This is a genomic window from Actinomadura chibensis NBRC 106107, from assembly GCF_001552135.1.
Lineage (GTDB): Bacteria > Actinomycetota > Actinomycetes > Streptosporangiales > Streptosporangiaceae > Spirillospora > Spirillospora chibensis.
In genome coordinates, this window is sequence record NZ_BCQP01000064.1 from 41,722 (window position 1) to 59,010 (window position 17,289).

Annotated in this window: 12 protein-coding genes and 1 pseudogene; 11 read left to right on the forward strand and 2 right to left on the reverse strand. The window is 75.7% G+C overall.

All coding sequences use genetic code 11. From position 1 onward, the window contains the following. The first annotated feature begins 199 nt into the window (after nucleotides 1-199). Nucleotides 200-1,669 carry a DUF4407 domain-containing protein gene (locus ACH01S_RS33650; RefSeq protein WP_067901351.1) on the forward strand — a complete coding sequence of 490 codons (1,470 nt, stop codon included), beginning with the start codon at nucleotides 200-202 and terminating at the stop codon, nucleotides 1,667-1,669. A gap of 7 nt (nucleotides 1,670-1,676) precedes the next feature. Continuing rightward, nucleotides 1,677-3,134 (forward strand): serine/threonine-protein kinase, encoded by a 1,458-nt coding sequence (locus ACH01S_RS33655; RefSeq protein WP_148344496.1) that lies wholly within the window; start codon nucleotides 1,677-1,679, stop codon nucleotides 3,132-3,134. 24 nt (nucleotides 3,135-3,158) lie between these two features. Here the strand turns inward: ACH01S_RS33655 and ACH01S_RS33660 are convergent, their stop codons facing one another. Continuing rightward, nucleotides 3,159-3,779, reverse strand: a complete 621-nt coding sequence (locus ACH01S_RS33660; protein WP_067901355.1) for a hypothetical protein — start codon at nucleotides 3,777-3,779, stop codon at nucleotides 3,159-3,161. 73 nt (nucleotides 3,780-3,852) lie between these two features. Further along, nucleotides 3,853-4,842: a YbgA family protein gene (locus ACH01S_RS33665; protein WP_246236826.1), complete on the reverse strand. Its 990-nt coding sequence runs from the start codon at nucleotides 4,840-4,842 to the stop codon at nucleotides 3,853-3,855. A 543-nt stretch (nucleotides 4,843-5,385) separates the two neighbouring features. Between ACH01S_RS33665 and ACH01S_RS46300 the strand changes: the two are divergent. From ACH01S_RS46300 to ACH01S_RS33705, 9 genes and pseudogenes are all read left to right on the forward strand, one after another. Further along, nucleotides 5,386-5,463 (forward strand): annotated as a pseudogene (locus ACH01S_RS46300) (Xan family putative trans-acting RiPP leader peptide); the annotation flags it as partial. Nucleotides 5,464-5,475: 12 nt separating this feature from the next. Next, a complete protein-coding gene (locus tag ACH01S_RS33670; protein ID WP_067901356.1) occupies nucleotides 5,476-7,251 on the forward strand; it encodes a hypothetical protein in 1,776 nt (591 codons plus the stop codon). After that, nucleotides 7,248-9,554 carry a lantibiotic dehydratase gene (locus ACH01S_RS33675; RefSeq protein WP_218010488.1) on the forward strand — a complete coding sequence of 769 codons (2,307 nt, stop codon included), beginning with the start codon at nucleotides 7,248-7,250 and terminating at the stop codon, nucleotides 9,552-9,554. The genes ACH01S_RS33670 and ACH01S_RS33675 overlap by 4 nt, the downstream gene beginning before the upstream one ends. Beyond that, entirely contained in the window at nucleotides 9,554-10,966 is a 1,413-nt protein-coding gene (locus tag ACH01S_RS33680; RefSeq protein WP_067901359.1) for a hypothetical protein, read from the forward strand. Before ACH01S_RS33675 ends, ACH01S_RS33680 begins: the two co-directional genes overlap by 1 nt. Next, nucleotides 10,963-13,203 (forward strand): lantibiotic dehydratase, encoded by a 2,241-nt coding sequence (locus ACH01S_RS33685; protein WP_067901361.1) that lies wholly within the window; start codon nucleotides 10,963-10,965, stop codon nucleotides 13,201-13,203. The genes ACH01S_RS33680 and ACH01S_RS33685 overlap by 4 nt, the downstream gene beginning before the upstream one ends. After that, nucleotides 13,200-14,429, forward strand: coding sequence for a metallopeptidase TldD-related protein (locus tag ACH01S_RS33690; protein WP_067901364.1), 1,230 nt, complete (start codon nucleotides 13,200-13,202; stop codon nucleotides 14,427-14,429). The genes ACH01S_RS33685 and ACH01S_RS33690 overlap by 4 nt, the downstream gene beginning before the upstream one ends. Further along, the gene (locus ACH01S_RS33695; RefSeq protein WP_067901367.1) at nucleotides 14,426-15,508 is read left to right on the forward strand and encodes a hypothetical protein; all 1,083 of its coding nucleotides are present in this window, start codon (nucleotides 14,426-14,428) and stop codon (nucleotides 15,506-15,508) included. The genes ACH01S_RS33690 and ACH01S_RS33695 overlap by 4 nt, the downstream gene beginning before the upstream one ends. Next, nucleotides 15,495-16,598 (forward strand): NAD(P)/FAD-dependent oxidoreductase, encoded by a 1,104-nt coding sequence (locus ACH01S_RS33700; protein WP_067901370.1) that lies wholly within the window; start codon nucleotides 15,495-15,497, stop codon nucleotides 16,596-16,598. Before ACH01S_RS33695 ends, ACH01S_RS33700 begins: the two co-directional genes overlap by 14 nt. Next, entirely contained in the window at nucleotides 16,595-17,278 is a 684-nt protein-coding gene (locus ACH01S_RS33705; protein ID WP_083981441.1) for a VOC family protein, read from the forward strand. Before ACH01S_RS33700 ends, ACH01S_RS33705 begins: the two co-directional genes overlap by 4 nt. The last annotated feature ends 11 nt before the right edge of the window (nucleotides 17,279-17,289 follow it).

Sequence of the window (17,289 nt, forward strand, 5' to 3'; positions counted from 1 at the left end):
GATCAACTCTCCAACTCTGCAGCATTATTATCGATCTTTCTGCGTCACCAGACACTAACGGCTCGGATAGGCCACATGGGGCCACATAATTGGATCATTTCCGGCTTGGTGCCCGATCTTCCCCTATGCTGAGCCCACTTGCGCCCTTCGCACGGCCGCGAGACGCGGGGTAGCACTTATATATCTGGAGGGGGAGCCAATGAGGCACTTTCTGGTTTCCCTGTCGGGGGCCAGGCCGGACGTCCTCAAGCGGTGCTCCTCCGAGCGAGTCAAATTCGAGGGCATCGGCGGCGCCGTGCTCACCACGAGCGTGCTGGCGACGCTCTCCATGTGGTTCGCGCTGACCTCCGCCGTCGGGGTCGAGCGGATCGTGGCCGTCCCGCTCGCGCTCGTCTGGGGCCTCATCATCATGAGCCTGGACCGCTGGCTGGTCAGCACGATCCCGGCGGAGGGCGCCCGGCGCTGGAAGCTCGCCGCGCCGCGGGTGGCGATGGCGCTGCTGCTCGGCGCCGTGATCTCGACCCCGCTGGTGTTACAGATCTTCCACGCCGAGATCGACGCGCAGATCGTCGAGATCAAGCAGCGCCGCGTCGACACCTTTCTGCGCGGCCAGGACCGCAGCTCCGTGGGCCAGCAGGTGGCCGCCTGGCGGAAGACCGTCACGGACCTGCAGCGGGTGGTCACCTCCAAGGGGGACGTGCCCCTCGACCCGTCCGCCGATCCGCGGATCAAGGGCCTGACCACTCAGCGGGACACGGCGCAGCGGCAGGCCGACACGAGCTACCGCGAATGGCAGTGCCAGCTCTACGGCGGCGACGGCTGCACCCGCAAGGGCGACGGGCCGCTCGCCCACGCGAGCGAGGAGGCCTACCGCAAGGCCCGGGCGCAGGTCAACGCCCTCAACGCCCAGATCGAGCAGCGCAAGCGGCAGCTCACCCTCGACGACGACGACGCGAAACTGGCCCGGTACGACCAGGCCCGCGCGGAGCTGCCGAAGGCGCAGGCGCAGTTGGACGCGGCGACCCGCCGGCAGAACGACCTCCAGCGCAGCTTCGACGCCCGGAACGAGGCCAACAAGGGCCTGCTCCTCCGGCTGCAGGCGCTCAACGAGGTCTCCGGCCGTGACTCCACGCTGCAGGCGGCCCAGGCCCTGCTGTTCCTGCTCTTCCTGATGATCGAATGCCTGCCCGTCGCGGTGAAGCTGATGATGCGGCCGGGCAACTACGAGAAGATCCTCAAGCTCGCCGCCGACCAGGAGATGTGGGAGGCGCGCGGCGCCTACGGAGTCGGGTACCAGCGGTCCGGGCCCGCGCCCGACCGGGCCGCGGCGCCCGGCCGGGCCGACGCCCCGGGCCGGGCCCCCGCCCCCGACCAGGCCGGCCAGGCCACGACGTTCGACTCCGGGATCCGCGACATCTGGTACAACCAGGACTCGATGTCGGCGGAGGACCCGTTCGCCTCCCGCGCCCCCGCTCCCCCCTCGGAGCCGGCCGAGGCGATGACCGACCCGGCGCCCGGGCCCGAGGCCGCCGCCGTCAACGGCGAGCCCCACTCGATCGACGACGCGGCGCTGCGCGGGATGAAGGACACGCGCACCTCGCAGATCCCGGAACCGCCGGAACGGCAGAACAAGATCCAGCTGTACGACGAAGACGACGACTTCTTCTGAGGCGCGCGTGCGTGACCGGGTGCTGGGCGAGCGTTACCGGCTGCTGGCGTCGCTGGGGCGCGGCGGCATGGGCAGCGTGTGGCTGGCCGAGGACCTGGTCCTGCGCCGCCGCGTCGCGCTGAAGGAGCTGATCAACGACCGCGGCGCCCAGCACCTCGACCAGGGGCGGAGGCGCGTCGTCCGGGAGGCGCGCGCGCTGGCCCGGCTGGACCATCCCTCGATCGTCAGCGTCTACGACGTCTTCGTCGAGGACGGCGACCCGTGGATCGTGATGGAGTACGTCCGCGGCCGGTCCCTCGCCGAGCTCATCGACGACGGCCCGCTGGACGAGCGCAGCACCGCCCGGATCGGGCTCCGGGTCCTCAGCGCCCTCGACGCGGCCCACCGCGCCGACGTGCTGCACCGCGACGTCAAGCCGTCCAACATCATCGTGACCGACGGCGGCAAGGTCTTCCTCGTGGACTTCGGCGTCGCGCACGTCAGCGGCGCGACCTCGGTCACGGCGAGCCGCGCCGTGCTGGGCACGCTCGAGTTCCTCGCGCCGGAGCGGCTCGTCGGCGACGACGCCGGTCCCCCCGCCGACCTGTGGTCGCTCGGCGTGACCCTCTACTGCGCCCTGGAGGGCCGCACCCCGTTCAAGCGCTCCGGCGACCGGCATGTCGCGGCCACGATGTGGGCGATCCTGCACGCCGCGCCCGAGCCGCCGCGCGCCGGCCCGGAACTGGCCGACGCCATCATGGGCCTCCTCCAACGCGACCCGGCCGCCCGCCCGCGCGCCGACGCCCTGGCCTCGGTCCTGCGTTCCGTCGCGGCGCCCGCCCCGGCGCGTCCGAAGGGCCCCCTCACGGCGCCCGTCCGCGTGAACGGCGCCCCCGAGCCGCCCGCGCCCCCCGCGCCGGTGGTCGCGCCCCCCGCGAACGAAGCGGCACGGCCGCCGCGACCACCCGCCGCCGCCATCCGCGACGCCATCGCGGGACGGGATCGCGCCCTCGCCGCTCGGGTGCTCCGCGCCCTGCCCGTCCCGCAGGCGGCGCACGCCGTGGCCGAATGCGAACCCCGCCACATGGGCGAGCTGCTCGATGCCCTGGCCGCGGACCTTCGCGCCGCCTCGTCCGTCATGCGCGGCATGCCCGCCGCCCGCGCCGCCGCCGCCATCCCCTACATGGAACGGACGAAGGCCGCCGCGGCCCTGTCCGCGATGTCCGCCAAGGAGGGCGCCGGGATCCTCCGCCTGGCCGACCAGCGGGTGGCGGCCGACATCCTGAGCACGTTTCCGCCCGACATCGCCTCCCGGTATCTGGAGGTGATGTCCGTCCAGCGCGCCTGCGCGGTCCTCAACCACGTCCCGCCCGTCATCACGGCGGCTCTCCTGCGCGCCTGCGCCGACGGGCGAGCGGACCAGATCCTGCAAGGTCTGAACTCGCCCGTCCGCACCCAGGTGCTGCGCCACGCCAACGACGCGTGACGCTCCGGCTTCAGCGGTTTGAACTCATCGGTTTCGAGGGGCGGCCCTGGTCTCCGCGTAGGCGATGACGTCTCCCCGCCGGTAGAGACGGCGGACCCGGCCACCGCCCAGAGCCTCCTGGCGGACGGGTTCGGGCCACCCGGCGGGTGGACGCTTCGCATAGACCGTGACACTGCTTTGGGCAAGGCCCAGGATTCGCCCCGCCTCGGCCAACGTCACCAGAGCCTCGGGATCGGCATCGCCATTGTCGGCGGAACCTTCCTCACGGCCCTCGTACCAGGCGGCCCATTGCTTCTCGTCCCAGTAGAGGGCCTTGCCCACCTGGAGGGCCACGTCCGGGTGCCCGTTGCTCTCGCGTTCGCTCCACAGCTTCTTGAGCGCATGGCGGCTGAGCCCGTACCGGACGCCCAACTCGTCCCGCGTGACCAGCCCGGCCGGGACCTTCCGGCCCGACCGGCGCGCCGCGTACCAGCGGTCCCACTCCTCGGCGTCCCAGGCGAGCTGGGAGCCGACCGACCCCACCGCTTCGGGATGACCGTTGGCCTCTTGCTCCCGATACAGCTTCTCCAGCGTGCTACGCCCCAGCCCGTAGCGCTCCATCAGGTCGCCGCGGGTATACACGCGCCGCCCGTCCAGCATGGTCATGCCCCCATTCTCCCCGACCAGGCGGGTGGGGTTGGGCTGAGCATGTCCCTACCTGGAGGGCGGTGCCGGACGTCTACACGTGGTGGCGGAGGACGAGGTCGGCCGGGTAGGGGTCAAGGTAGGTCTGCTGGGCCAGGTAGTCGAGGTTCTCGCCTTCGGCGTGGTGGCGTAGGAGGGTGATGGGGATGCTGAGGGGCGCCCGTCCCTGCCGGTAGGTTTCGATGGCGTCCAGGATGTCGTGCCTGCGGCTGTCGTTCAGGTGCTCGCCCAGCATTCCGAGGATGTGCTGCAGCGCGTTGACGTGGCGGCCGCGTTTGGGACGGGTGGCGAACGCCTCGTCGAAGTGGCGGCGGTAGTCGGTCTCCAGGAGGTCGCGCGGCCGGGTGCCCGCTTCGGCGACGATCCGGCCGAGCACCTGGTAGGCGGACGGGTCGTGGGCCAGGAGCTGCTGCTTGTGGCGGCTGTGGAAGGCGACGAGTTCGCTAGGGCGCCAGTCGGCGGCGAAGAAGGTGCGGAGCCGGGCGTGCGCGAAGACGCGCTCGATGAAGTTCTCGCGGAGGACGGGGTCGTGGAGCCGTCCGTCCTCTTCGGCGGGCAGGTCCGGAAGGGCCCTCGTGACGAGGTCGGCGAACACTCCGCGGCCGCGGCGGTCCACCGGCTGGCCGTCGGTGCGTTCGCCGGGCCGTCCGGAGGCGTAGCGCGGCAGGCCCATCAGCCCGCAGCTCGGCGAGCGCGACTTGAGCACGTACCCGTCGAGGCCGGTGAGGTCGGGGAGGCGGTCCGCGGCCAGCGCCGTCATCGCCTCGGTGTGGTCGGCGGAGCCGTCCTTGGTGACGATGCGCCCGCCGGTGTGCAATCGCAGGGTCGGACGGGGCGTGCCCAGCCCGATCTCCATCTCCGGGCAGACGGGCACCCAGTCGACGTGCGGCGCGAGCAGGTCGGTGAGGAACCGGTCGCGGCTGTGGCCGCCGTTGTAGCGGACGGGGGCGCCGAGCAGGCAGCTGGACACCGCGAGCCGGGGACGCGGATGCGCGGTGGTCACGGCGCCGGTGCCGGCGGGCACTCTGGCGGCGTCCTCCAAGGCCAGGCCACGCGCCGGATCGAAGTCATAGACCCCACCCCTCCCCCACGAAAACCCCTCCAAAACACCCTTGACCGCGTAAGCGGGGCAGGACTTTTCGCGATCGTGTGTTGCCGGGGCGGCATTCGATCTTTCTAAGTGTTCTTATTGGCGCTGTGTCGCGCATTTTCGCTGTTGCGAATTGGCGTTTCGGGTGGGGCGCTAATCGAGTTTCGCGGCGGGCTTACCTGTTGGGTAGGGGGCCGTTGTTTGCGGTCGGCCAGGGCACTATAGCTTCAACGCTATGTCACGGACGGTAATGATCTATTTACGATGGGACATCGTAGGGGACGTCAGAGCGCAGAGGATCGGCCGAGAGGCGGGGAAGCGTCGGCCGGGATGCGTTCTAGACGCGAAAAGTGTCCATTCGATTCAAGGTCCACTCTGTCTCGGGAGGCGGAAATGCGGAGCGACAACGCGGAGAACGTCCAGGACGGCGCCCGGCCGGATCCGGAGGCGGTCGTGGCCGACGGCGTCGAGGACGACGACCTCGACGATCTGGACGATCTGGACTTCGACCTCGAAGAGGTCGAGGACAAGATCGCTCCGTTGGCGCTGGCCTGAGGGGCGGCGGAGATGGTCCGGGCCGGGGTCTCGCGTTCGGTCGGAGTCGAGGTCGACGTCAACGTCGGGCCCGCCGCCGCGTATGACGGGCTGCGCAGGGCGCTGACCGCGCTGGGCGAGGCGGGCGCGTCGTTCGACCGCGTGAAGGCGGCGCGGGGTCCGGAGTGGGCCGAGCTGTTCCCCGGGACGGCGGGCGGCGCGGAGCCCGCGCTCACCGAGATCGCCCTGGCTCCGTCTGAGCGGAGGCTGCATCGGGAGTCCGAGCAGGTGTTCCGGGTCCTCTCGACGGCGGCCGCGGCGCTGTGCGGCGGGTGCGCGCAGGTGGGACGGCCGCTGGTGCTGCACGGCGTCGGCGGCGCCGACCTCCCCTCGCTGCGCGGGTTCATGCGCGCGGCCGAGCATGCCCGGACCGTGCCGGACGGGGTCGACATCGTGGCGCACGCGCCCGAAGAAGTACGGCCTCCGCTCGGCGCCGCCGCCGATCTGCGCGCGGAGCGGGCGCGCTGCCTGCGGGGCATGGGCCTGCCGGTGGAGACGGCGGATCTGCGTGCCGTGCTGCCCGCGTCCGCCGTGGCCCCGGCGTCGCGCGAGGGCGAGCTGTACGCGCGGGCGCTGGAGGGGGATCTCGCGGCGGCCCTCGCGTACTGCCGGGCGGCGTTCTTCTCGGCGAACTGGGAGGGTTCGGCGGTGGTCGCCGGTACCGCCCTGACGCTGGTGGAGGGCCTCGCCGACGCCCGGGTGCCCGGCCTGCTGGACGAGGCCCGCGACGCCGACGGGCAGCCGGAGGCCATCGAGTTCGAGCCCGGCTCCCTGGAGACGGCCGCGGACCTGCGCGCCTTCCTGTACAAGGTGCTCGGCGTCCAGGCGTCCTTCCGGGGACGCCAGGACGAGGCCCTGACGTACTTCCGCGCCATGCGCGAGGGGGACGGGCGGCTGCTGCCGGAGCTGCGGGCGCAGTCCCACCTCTACTGCGCGCTCACCCTCTCCAAGCGGCTGGACCGCGTCGACGGCGCGATCGGCGAGCTGGAGGAGGGATTCGCCGTCGTCGCGTCCCGGCCCGGCGAGCCGGACAGCGTGCGCCGGGAGCGCGGCTGGCTGCACAACCTGCGCGGGCTGACGCACTTCGCGCGGCGCGAGCTGCGCCCGGCGCTTGAGCAGGAGAAGCTCGCGCTCGCCTGCATCGAGGGGCTCGCCGATCCGAGTTCGGTGCATCTGCGCATCAACCTGCTGTCCAACGTGAGCGTGCTCCAGGAGAAGGCCGGACGGCTCCGGCAGGCCGCGCGCACGTGGGACCGGTTCAACCGGGCGGCGGGTTCGTCCAACACGGCCTTCGGCAAGCACCACGCCTACCGCGCCGCCGGGCTCGCCCTGCTGTGCGGCGATCGCGGCGTCGCGCTGGACGAGCTGGACCGGTCGCTGGTCTGCGCGCAGGAGTTCGGCGACGACTTCCACGAGTGCGAGATCCGGCTGGAGCTCGGCGGGCTGCATGCCGGCGCGGGCGAGAGCGGGCCGGGCGCCGCGCAGTTCGCCGCGGCCGCCGCGGCGGCGGCGCGGCTCGGCGACCCGTACCGGATGGCGCTGGCGGAGGCCGGTCAGGCCGTCTGTACCGACTCCCCGCTGGACGCGGAGGTGGCGCGCCTCGCCGACCTCAGCCTGGCCAACCGGGCGAAGGCGCGGCGGCTGCGCGAGAGCCTCGCGTCCGACCGGGACGTCCGCGCGCTGCTGCCCACTCCGCGCACGAAGCTGAACCGGCCGTTCGACCTGGTCAACTTCCAGGAGCGGTCGTGACGGGCGGGGAGTCCCCGGCGGCCGCGGAGCCCCGGCGGGTCGGCGCGGTGGCCGAGAAGGCGCGCGAGGCCGCGGCCGGGTGGGAGCTGCTGCCGACGCTGGTGGTGCGCAGCGCGGCCTTCCCGTGGGAGTTGGCGGCGGAGATCTCCTATCCCAAGGCGGGAGAGCTGGCGGAGGAGGTCGTCGGGCTGGAGCGGGCGGCGCGAGACCTGCTGGCCGCGCCGCCCGCCGACGCGGGACGGCCGAACCGGAGCGTCCTCAGCAGGCTGCGCAACCTGCGGCCGCTGCCGCCCGAGGCGCCGGTCCCGGACGACTGGCTGGCCGCGTGGAACCGGACGACGTCCCGCCTGGAGCAGGCGCGCGAACGGCTCGCCGAGGCCATCGAGGGGGAGGGAGGCCTCGTCCGCGACGCGTTCGAGCGGATCGTCGCGGACGAGCGCTTCCTCGACGCGGTCGTCTGCTCCTCACCCGGCGTCTACCGGGACCTGCGGCGCGGCAGGACGGGAGCCCGGCTGCGGCGCCAGGTCGCCTCGTACGTCCAGCGGCTCTGCGCCAAGTGCGAGACGATGAGCTTCTTCGGGCCGATCAACTACGGGCGGGTCGATCCCGCCGGGGCGACCGGCTTCGCCTGGTCGGGCCACCGCGAATGCGTCCGCAGGGCCTTTCCCGCCGCCCGCGTGATCGACGGGCTGGTGGACCGGGTCCTGGACGATCCCGCCCTGGTCGCCGGGCTGGTCCCGCGGCGGAAGACGTGGACGGCCCCCGTCCGGGACGCGGCGAACGTCGTCGGATGCTGCGACGGCGCGCGGACGGTCGCCGACATCGGCGGCGCGGCGGAGCCGGAGGCGGAGCGGGCGGCCGCCGACATCGTCGCGGCCGTCCGGCGCGGCCTGCTCACCCACGACCTGTGCCCGCCCGCGACGGTCCCCGACGCGCTCGGCCGGCTCCGCGAGCGCCTCCGCGAACGCGGCGACGCCGCGGCGCCGCTGTCCCGGGCGGCGGACGAGACCGCCGCGCTGCTCGCCCGGTATCCGGCGGCGCCGCCGGACGAGAAGCTCGAACTCCAGGCGCGGGTCGCCGAGATCGCGGGCGGCGACGCCCCGGCGGGCACCGGGGAGCGCTTCTACAACGACCGCGTCGCCGTCCACGAGGCGGCCGTGGGCACGCTCCAGGTCGCCGTCGGCGGCGCTGTCGCCGACGACCTGACCGGTCTCGTCCCGCGCGCGCTGGCCCACCTGGCGGCGGAGGCGGAGCGGACCCGGCGGCTGACCGGGGCGCACCTGGCCCGCCGGCTCGGCCGGGGCGTCTTCGGTCTGCGCGACGCGCTGAGCGCGGGCACCGGGCTGCACGTCCAGTACAGCGCCCGTCTGACCGGGCGCATCGCCGAGGTCCTCGAAACCCTGCCCGCGGGCACCGCCTCGGTCGACCTGGCCCGAGCCGGACTCCTGGACGAACCCGAGCCGCCGAGCAAGCCCGTGCTGTGCTCGGTGGACGTGATGGTCGCCGCGCCGGACCTGGACCGCTACCGGCCGGGGGCGACCCCGCTCGTCCTGGGCGACATCCATGACGCCGCGCTGCTCACGCCGTGGGCGCTCCAGTTCCACCCCGGCGCGCAGCAGGCGATCCGCGAGCGCGACGCCGCGATCGAGCGTGCGCTGACCGGGTGCACGGCGCTGAACGTCGTCGCCCGCCGCAGGACGGGCCTTCCGCCGCTGGAGTTCCCCGGACCCGTCCTCGAACTGGGAGGCACGTCCGCCCAGCCGGACCGACGCCGGATCGGCCTGGAGCGGCTCACCGTCCACAGCGACGGCGAGCGGGTCACGCTGCGCGCGAAGGGGATCGCGGGGCCGCTCCTGTTCCACAACGGGGAGCTGGAGAGCGCGGTCCACACGGCGCTCGCGCTGCCCCGGGTGCGGCGTCCGCGCCTGCCCGACCTGCCGCACGTCCCCAGGCTGACGTGGGGGAACGTGGTGCTGTCCCGCCGCCGCTGGCGCCTCGCGGACGCCGAGACGGCCCCGCTGGCCAAGGCGGCGGACGCCGACCGGCTGATCGGCATGGCGCGGTTGCGCGCCGACCGCGGCCTGCCCGCCCGCTTCTTCGCCTCCTCCCCGGCCGAGCGCAAACCGGTCTACGTCGACGCCCGCTCCCCGGCCCTGCTCGACGGGCTGGTCCGGCTGGCCCGCACGGCGGAGCGGATCACGGTGTCGGAGGCGCTGCCGGGCCCCCGGGACTGCTGGCTCCGCGACGGGCCGCACCGGTTCGCCGCCGAGCTGCGCTGCGTCTACCTGCGGGGAGCCGGGTGATGGGGCTTCTCGTCGTGCCCGCGCTCACGGACTTCACGACCGAGGTGGTGGCGCCGCCGGACACCGAGGTGCTCGACCTCAACGCGCGGATGGCGGCCCGCCTCGCCGACCCCGTCCCGCTCAGGGACCGGGCGGGACGGCTCGCCGGGTCCGAGGCGCTGTTCGCGCGGGCGGCCGCGGCCCGGCTGGAGCGCGGCGGCGGCGCCGGTCGGCTGCGCGCGCTGGGGATCGCGCTCCGGCTGGCCGACGACCCCGCCGTCCGGCTGACGCTGGACGACCTCGAACTCGCCGAAGGCACGACCCAGAGCAGCCGGGACGTGCTGGACGCCGCGTCCGCCTGCCGCCTGTTCGACCCGGAGCTGGACGCGGCCGAGCGCGCCGCCGGGGCCGGTCGCGTCCGGGTCCTGGTGGACGCCGACCAGGCCCTGCCCGCCGCGTTCCGGCTCGTCCGGCGGCTCGGTCCGGACCGCTCGACCCTCTGCGGACGGTTCGTGGCCGCGCACGCCGAGGCGCTGCGGCGGATCCCGGAGCTGCGCGGCGCCGAGCTGCGGGCCTGGTCCCCGGACCGGGTGGTGCGCCCGCTGGAGACCGCCGAACCGCCCGGCGCGCGGGAGCGGGCGGCCTGGGTGACGGGGACGGGCACGCCGCCTCCCGCCGGGCCGTGGGCGGGCTGGCTGGACGCCGACCGCGCGGCGGCGCTGCCCCGGGACGTCCTCGACCGGTGCCGGGGCCTGACGGTCACCGTGACCCGGTTCGGCTCCCCGGCGTCCGCCACCGGGATGGACGGCGCGGAGGTCGACCTGCGTCCCGTCCTGAACGCCCTCCCCGCTGCCGCGCCGGTGTCGTTCGAGCTGGTGGTCGGCGCGCCGGGGATGGACGAGCCGGTCGTCGACCGGTCCGTGGCGGCGCTCACCGCGGGCGACGGCGGCCATCGCCTCGCGGGGCTGCGGCCCTACCGGATGGAGTGCGGCTCCGCCTGGGCGGGCGGGGTGCGGCGGCTGGGCCCCGACCCGTCCCACGACCTCGCCCGGTGGGTCCGGTTCGAGGCGCCGCGCACCCTCGCGCCGGCGCGGGCGCGGGAGCTGGTGACCGCCTGGCTCGACCGGCTCGCCCCGCACGCCGACCTGCACCCGGGACGGCTGGCGGCCTGCGTCCTCACCGGGCCCGCGGCGGGCGCCCCGCGAGCCGACCTGCGGTGGGACGACTCCGCGGAGATCGTCACCGGCCCGGACGGCGCCCACCTGGTGAACCTGCGCTGGGGACGCGCCTTCCGGCTGCACCCGCGCCTCGTGCCCGTGGTCCGCCGGCTCGCCGCGCGCGAACCGGGGGCGCTGGACGCCCTGTCCGGCGAGTCACGGGCCCGGCTGATGAAGCACCTGCGGCAGGCCGGAGCGGTCGGGAGCTGGCGATGAGCCGACGATGGCGTCTCGGACGGGTGTTCGTGCTCCGGCACAGCGGCATGCCGTTCGACTGGCTGGAGGGGCTGGGCGCGTCACCCGACCTGCTGCGGGCGGCCGACGACCTGCTGGACGTCGAGCGGTCCCTCGACGTCCGGGACCTGCCCGAACCCGTGCGGGACGCCATCGCGGCCTGCGCGCCCGAGCGGCTCCCCGCGAAGCGGACCGACCTCGCGGCATGGCGCGACGGCGCCCGCCGCTTCCGCGACCTCTACCGGGAGGCCGACGAGCGCGCGACCGAGCGGCTGCGGCCGGTGCTGGAAAACCCGCTCGTCGGCGAGGCGGTGTTCCTGTCGAACCCCGCCGTCTACCGGAACATGCTGCTTCCCCTGCTGAGCGCCGCCGGCCCGCTCAACGCGCGCAGGCGGCGCGCCCGGCGGCAGCTCTACACCTACCTCCAGCGCTTCTGCGGCAAGAGCGAGACCGTGAGCTTCTTCGGGCCGATCGCCTACGGCGGGGCGCGGGCGGGCGGCGGCGCCGTCCTGCGGACCGACCGGCCGCGCGCCCGGCGGGTGTTCGTCGCCGCCTGGGCCGCGAGGGAGCTGGCGCGGGCGCTGGCCCGCGACCCGCGGCTGCTGCCCGACCTGCGGTTCCACCTCACCCGTCCCGACGGCGACGGGCCCGACGACGACGCCGCCGGACCGGCCTCCGCCGCCGTCCTCGCGGCCATCGGACGGGACGGCCGGACGCTGCGCGGCATGTGCCGGGAGACGGGCCTGCCCGCCCGCGAAGCCGCCCGCGCCCTGCGCGAACTGGTCGCGGCCGGCGTCCTGGACGTCGCGCTCGGCGCGGGGCCCTACGACCTCGACCCGCTCGGCGCGCTCGCCCGGCAGCTCGGCGAGCTGCCCGCCGCGCCCGCCCGCGACCTGTGGCTCCGGCGCCTCCGCGAACTGGAGCGGCTGCGCGCCGCGCTGGAGACCGAGCCGTTCCCCGCCAAGGTCGGGATCCTCCAGGAGCTGGAGGGGCTGTTCGAGACCTGCACCGGCGTGTCCGCCAGGCGGGGCGCGGGCCGTACCTACGCCGACCGGGCGATCGTGTACGAGGAGTGCTCCTCCAACTTCTCCCTTGAGGTGGGCGAGGACCTGCTGCGCGACTGGGAGCGGCGGCTCGGCCCGGTTCTGGAGGTCTGCACCGTCCACGGCCACGCCGCGCAGCGGCAGGCCGCGCGACAGGTCGCCACCGCGATCCGCGCGGAGGACCCCTCGCCGGACGGGACGTCGGAGATGAGCCTGGCGGCCTACGCGCACCGCACGACCGAGCTGTTCCAGCCGCGGGGCAGCGCCTTCCAGGCCGACCACGCCCCGCGCTACCGAGGGGCCGACGACCTGCACCGGCTCCTGCGGGAGGCGGCCACCCTCGACGGCGACCGCTACGCGCTGATCGACCTGTGCCCGCGGGCCGGGGACGTCGCGGGCCTCCCGGCGGCCGGGCTGGTCGTCGCGAGGATCCACCACCACCTGCAGATCCCGGGCTGGCTGGACGTGATGCACCCCGACCCGGCGAGCTTCGCCGCCGAGGCCGCGGCCTGGCTCGCCGAGCACGGCGACCGGCTCGTGGGCTTCGACTTCGGCCGCCGCAACAAGGGCTACTACCGGTTCCCGGGCCGCGAGGTCGCCCTGCGCGCCCCGTCCTGGACCGACGCCGGCCGCGACGACCTCCTGCGCGCCGAGGAGCTGACGGTCCGGGTCGAGCGCGACGGCGTCCGGCTGACCGGCCCGGACGAGCGGGAACTGCGCGCCTACCTCCCGCTCAGCGACTTCGCGAAGTACCCGCCGTACGCGGCCCTGTCCCACCCGCAGGTGCAGCACCCGGTGTTCGCCTCCGGCCTCGACGGCCGGGACGAGGAGGTACGCGTCGCGGACGTCGTCGTCCAGCGGGCGCGCTGGCACGTCGGCGCCGCCGAGGCGGCCGCCGCCACCGCGGAGGCGCGCTTCCTCACGCTGCGGCGGCTGGCCCGCCGGACCGGGTGCCGGTTCGTGTTCGTGCGCAGCCGCCGCGAGCGCAAGCCGTACCTGATCGACCTGGAGTCGCCGCTGGCGGCCGACCTGCTCGGGCACGTGGCCCCGCCGGGCGGGACGCTGACCGCCGAGGCCATGGTCCCCGGCCCGGACGAGCTGTGGCTGCGCGACGCCGAGGGCCGCCGCTACGTCTGCGAACTGCGCGTCCAGGCGATCGGTCGGGACGCGCCGTGATCGTGACCTTCGCGGAGCACTCGCTGCGCTTCAGCCTGCGGTTCCGGCCGGACGGGCAGGTCCGGCGCACGGCCGTGACGCGGCGCGGCGCCTGCTTCGACGAGCATCGCGGCGCCGGGGAGGTGCGCCACCGCTTCGCCGACGGCGACGCGCTGCTGCGCGCGCCGCGCCGCCGGTTCAGCGCCGAGACCGCCGAGACCGCCGCGCGGGTGCTGGAGCGCCCGCTGGCGCGGGTCGGGCCGCGGGCGGAGGCGGCCCTGCGCGAGCTGAGCCGGGACGCGCGGGTCACGCTCGTCCTCAGCGGCCTGCACCAGCACGTCGCCGCGGGCGCCGAGGGCGGCGGCGGCACCGACGAGCGCAGGATGTGCGCGGTGGAGGCGGTCCTGGAGCAGGGGCTCGCCGAAGCGGCGCCCTGGGACCTCACCGGCCCGCTGACCTCCGCGCTGGCGGGCGCCGAGCGCATCGTGGACCGGCTCCGCGACCGCGCCGCCCGCCGCCGCGCCGACGCCGTCCCGGGACGCGCCGACGTGCTGCTGGCGCCGGGCCGGGCCGGGGCCTTCTTCCACGAGCTGGTCGGGCACCCGATGGAGGCCGACGTGCTGCGCTCGGGCGTCGTCTACCTGCGGCCCGGCGTCCGGCTGGGCCCGGAGTGGCTGACCGTCGCCGACGGCGCGGTGCGGGCGGCGGCGGGCTTCCGCGCGCGGATCGACGACGAGGGGAGCGCCTGCACCGAGGCCGTCCTCATCCGCCGGGGAGTCGTCGCGCGGGCCATGACCGACCGGGTCACGGCGGGATTCGACGCGCGGTTCCGGCCGACCGGCCACGGGCGCCGCCTCGACTACCGGCACCCGGCCATCCCCCGGATGACCCACACCTGCGCGTTCGCCGACGCGCCCGCCGAACCGCCGGACCGCGAGTGGATCGAGCCGTACGGCCTCCGGCCGGAGACGGTGAACCCGGCGACCGGCGACTTCTCCTTCCTCGCCCTCGCCCCGACGCTGCACCGCCCGGACGCGCCGCCGCTGCGGCTGCCCCGGCTCCGGCTCGCGGGCAACGCCCGCACCGCGCTCGCCGCCCTGCGGCCCGCCGACCCCACGGTCGTCGAGGACGCCCGGGCCCGGCGCGGCTGCGGCAAGCTCGGCCAGTTCCCCCTGCCGGTGACCTTCGCCAACGCCGGGATGGTGCTGCCCGCCGGGACGGTCTCGATCGAGGTGGCCGGGCCATGAGCGACGAACTCGTCGTCCTCGCGCGGGGCACGCTGAGCCCGGGCCCCGGCGGGCCGAACCTGCGGCTGTCCGCCGACCAGGTGTCGGTGACCCGCGACGGCGCGGGCGCGGTCCGCGCGTCCCGGCGTTCGTGCGAGGACGGCGGGGACACAGCGGTCGACACGGCGGTGGACGCGGCCCGCGGCCTGCTCGCCGCCGCCGTGTCCGCGCTCGCCCGGGCGCCGGTCCAGAGCGTGCTCGCCGAGGTGCGGGACCTGCCCGGACGCGGGTGGCGGCAGCTCCGCGTCCTCGCGCGGATCGAGACCTCCCTCGGCCCCCTGTTCACCGGGCTCGCCGCCCCGTGCGGCGCGGTCGCCGCCGGTCGCGGGCCGGACGTGCCGGGCGGCCTGGCCGTCCCGCCGTACGACGTGCGCCCCGGCGAACCGCCGCACGGGTGGCGGGCGCTCCCCCTGGTGATGCGCCCGGCGGTGGCGGCGGTCCCGGCCGCGGGCACCGCGCTGCTGCTCGCGTCCCGCGCGGCGCGCGCCCGGACGGACCGCCTCGACGGCCGCCGCCTCCTGGGCACGCTGACCCTGACCGACCTGCCCTCGGCGCATCCCGAGGCGGCCGCCGACGACGCGGGCCACCCCGCCGACGCGATCCGGCTGGTCGAGGAGGGCGTGCTCGCGCCGCTCCGGATCGAGGCGGCGTCCGGCGCGCCGCGCGGCCGCGCCGTGTGGGACCACGACCGGCAGGCCCTGCACCCGGCCCCGCAGACCCGGCTCCGGCTGGCGGCCCCGCGCGCTCCCGTGCCGGACGCCTCGCTCGAACTCCGGTGGCCGATCGAGAGCCTGCGGCGCTACGACCCCGACGGCCTCCTCTCGCTGATCTGCGTCGCCCGCGCCTCCGACCGGCCCGAGCGGTGCTTCGCCGTCCGGCTGCGCGCCCGCCCGCAGACCCTCCTGCGGACGGTCCGGGGCGCGGTCGCGGACGCCAAGCCGGTCGCCTGCGCCGACGCCCACGTCACCACACCGCCGCTGCTGCTGCCCACCGCCCGCGAGCTCGCGGCGAAAGGAAGGTGCGCCGTTGAAACGCTCTGACTTCGCGCTGGTGGGAGGCGGCATCGTCGGCGCCTGCCTGGCGGAGGAACTCGCCGCGACCGGCGCCGCGGTGACCGTCCTCGACGCGGGCCCGGCGCCCGGCCACGCCACCTCCCGCGCCGCCGGACCGGCCGCGCCCGCACCGCGGTACGCCGCCGACCACGTCTTCCACGGCTGGCTCCGGCAGGCCGCGCACAGCCTCCGGGACGACGTCGACCGGCTGGAACCCGTCCACCACCGGTTCAGCGCCCCCCAGCCGATCCTGCACGCGCTCCGGCCGGAGGACGCCGACCGGCTGTCCCCGCACCTGCCCGCGGCGGACACGGCGGCCCAGTGGATCTCACCCGCCCAGGCGGCGGACCTGGCGCCCGACCTCCGCCTGCCCGACGACCGGCGCTACCTGCTGGAGAAGGCGGCCCTGGCGGTGGACGGCGCGCGCTACCTCGCGGCCGTCCGGGCGGGCTGCGCCCGGCTCGGCGTGGACTGGCGGCAGGACACCACGGTCCGGGACGTCCTCAACACCGGCGACGGCGTCGAGCTCGCGACGACCGGCGGCCCCGTCCGCACCGACATCGCGATCATCACCGCGGGAGCGTGGTCCGGGGCGGCGGAGCTGACCGGCCGCTCCGTCCACGTGCGGCCGCGGCGCGAGCAGCTCGTCACGCTCACCGCCGGATCGGTCCCCTCGGTGATCCTCTCCGCGGCCCACCGCCTCACCCCCGGAGTCACCGGGGACGTGATCGCGGCGACCGGCGCCGACACCGGCGCCGACGAGGCCGCAGGGTTCGACGACCGGTGCGACGTCGCCGGGATCACCGCACTGCTGCGGTTCGCCGCCGCGGCCATGCCCGCCCTCGCCCGGGCCGCCCCGGCCGACCTGCGGTGCGGGCTGAGCCCCGCACCGGCGAGCGGCCGGCCCCTGATCGGCCGCGTGCCCGGGCACCAGCGCCTCTGGCTCGCGACCGGGCACGCCGGGCACGGGCTCCTGACGGCCCGGCACACCGCGCGAGGACTGACCACCGCGCTCACCAAAGGACAGTGGGACACCGTCCCCCGCATGATGTGCCCGACCCGGGCGCTGGAGGGATGAGCATGCGCATCGACCACGTGATGATCGGCGCGCGCCGCGTCGAACCCGTGCGGGAGATGCTCCGCGCGCGCCACGGGCTCGGCCTCGTCCTCGGCGGGCGGCTGCACAACGGCACCACCTGCTGGATCGTCCCGTTCGACACGCCGGACGCGCAGTACATCGAGGTGGTCGTCCCGCACGACGAGGCCGCCATGGACCGCACCGGACGGCGCGAGGCGTTCATGGACCGCACCGCCGCCGGTCCCGCCTTCCTGGGCTGGGTCGTCCAGGTCGACGACATCCAGCGGACGGCGGAGCGGATCGGCGGGCTGCTCGGCGGGGACGCCGGGCTGCGCCGCGGGGAGTCCGTCCGCGCGGACGGGCAGCGCCTGCCCTGGACGGAGGCGGGCTTCGCCGCGGCGTGGCGGCGGCCGTCCCGCCCCTTCTTCCTGGAGTGGGGCGACTGGCCGGGCCGCCGCGCCCGGGTGTCCCGCGAACTGTCCGCCGCCGCCCACGAGCGCACGCCCACGGCGTTCTCCTCGATCACGGTGGGCGGCCGCGACGACCTGTCCGACTGGCTCGGCGGCGCCGCCCTTCCCGTCGAGGTCGACCCGGCCGCGCCGGACGGCGTGCGCGAGGTCGCGTTCACCGTCCGCGACGGTGCGGGCGGCCGCGGCGAGGCGACCCTGAGACTGCCATGACCCAGACAGGA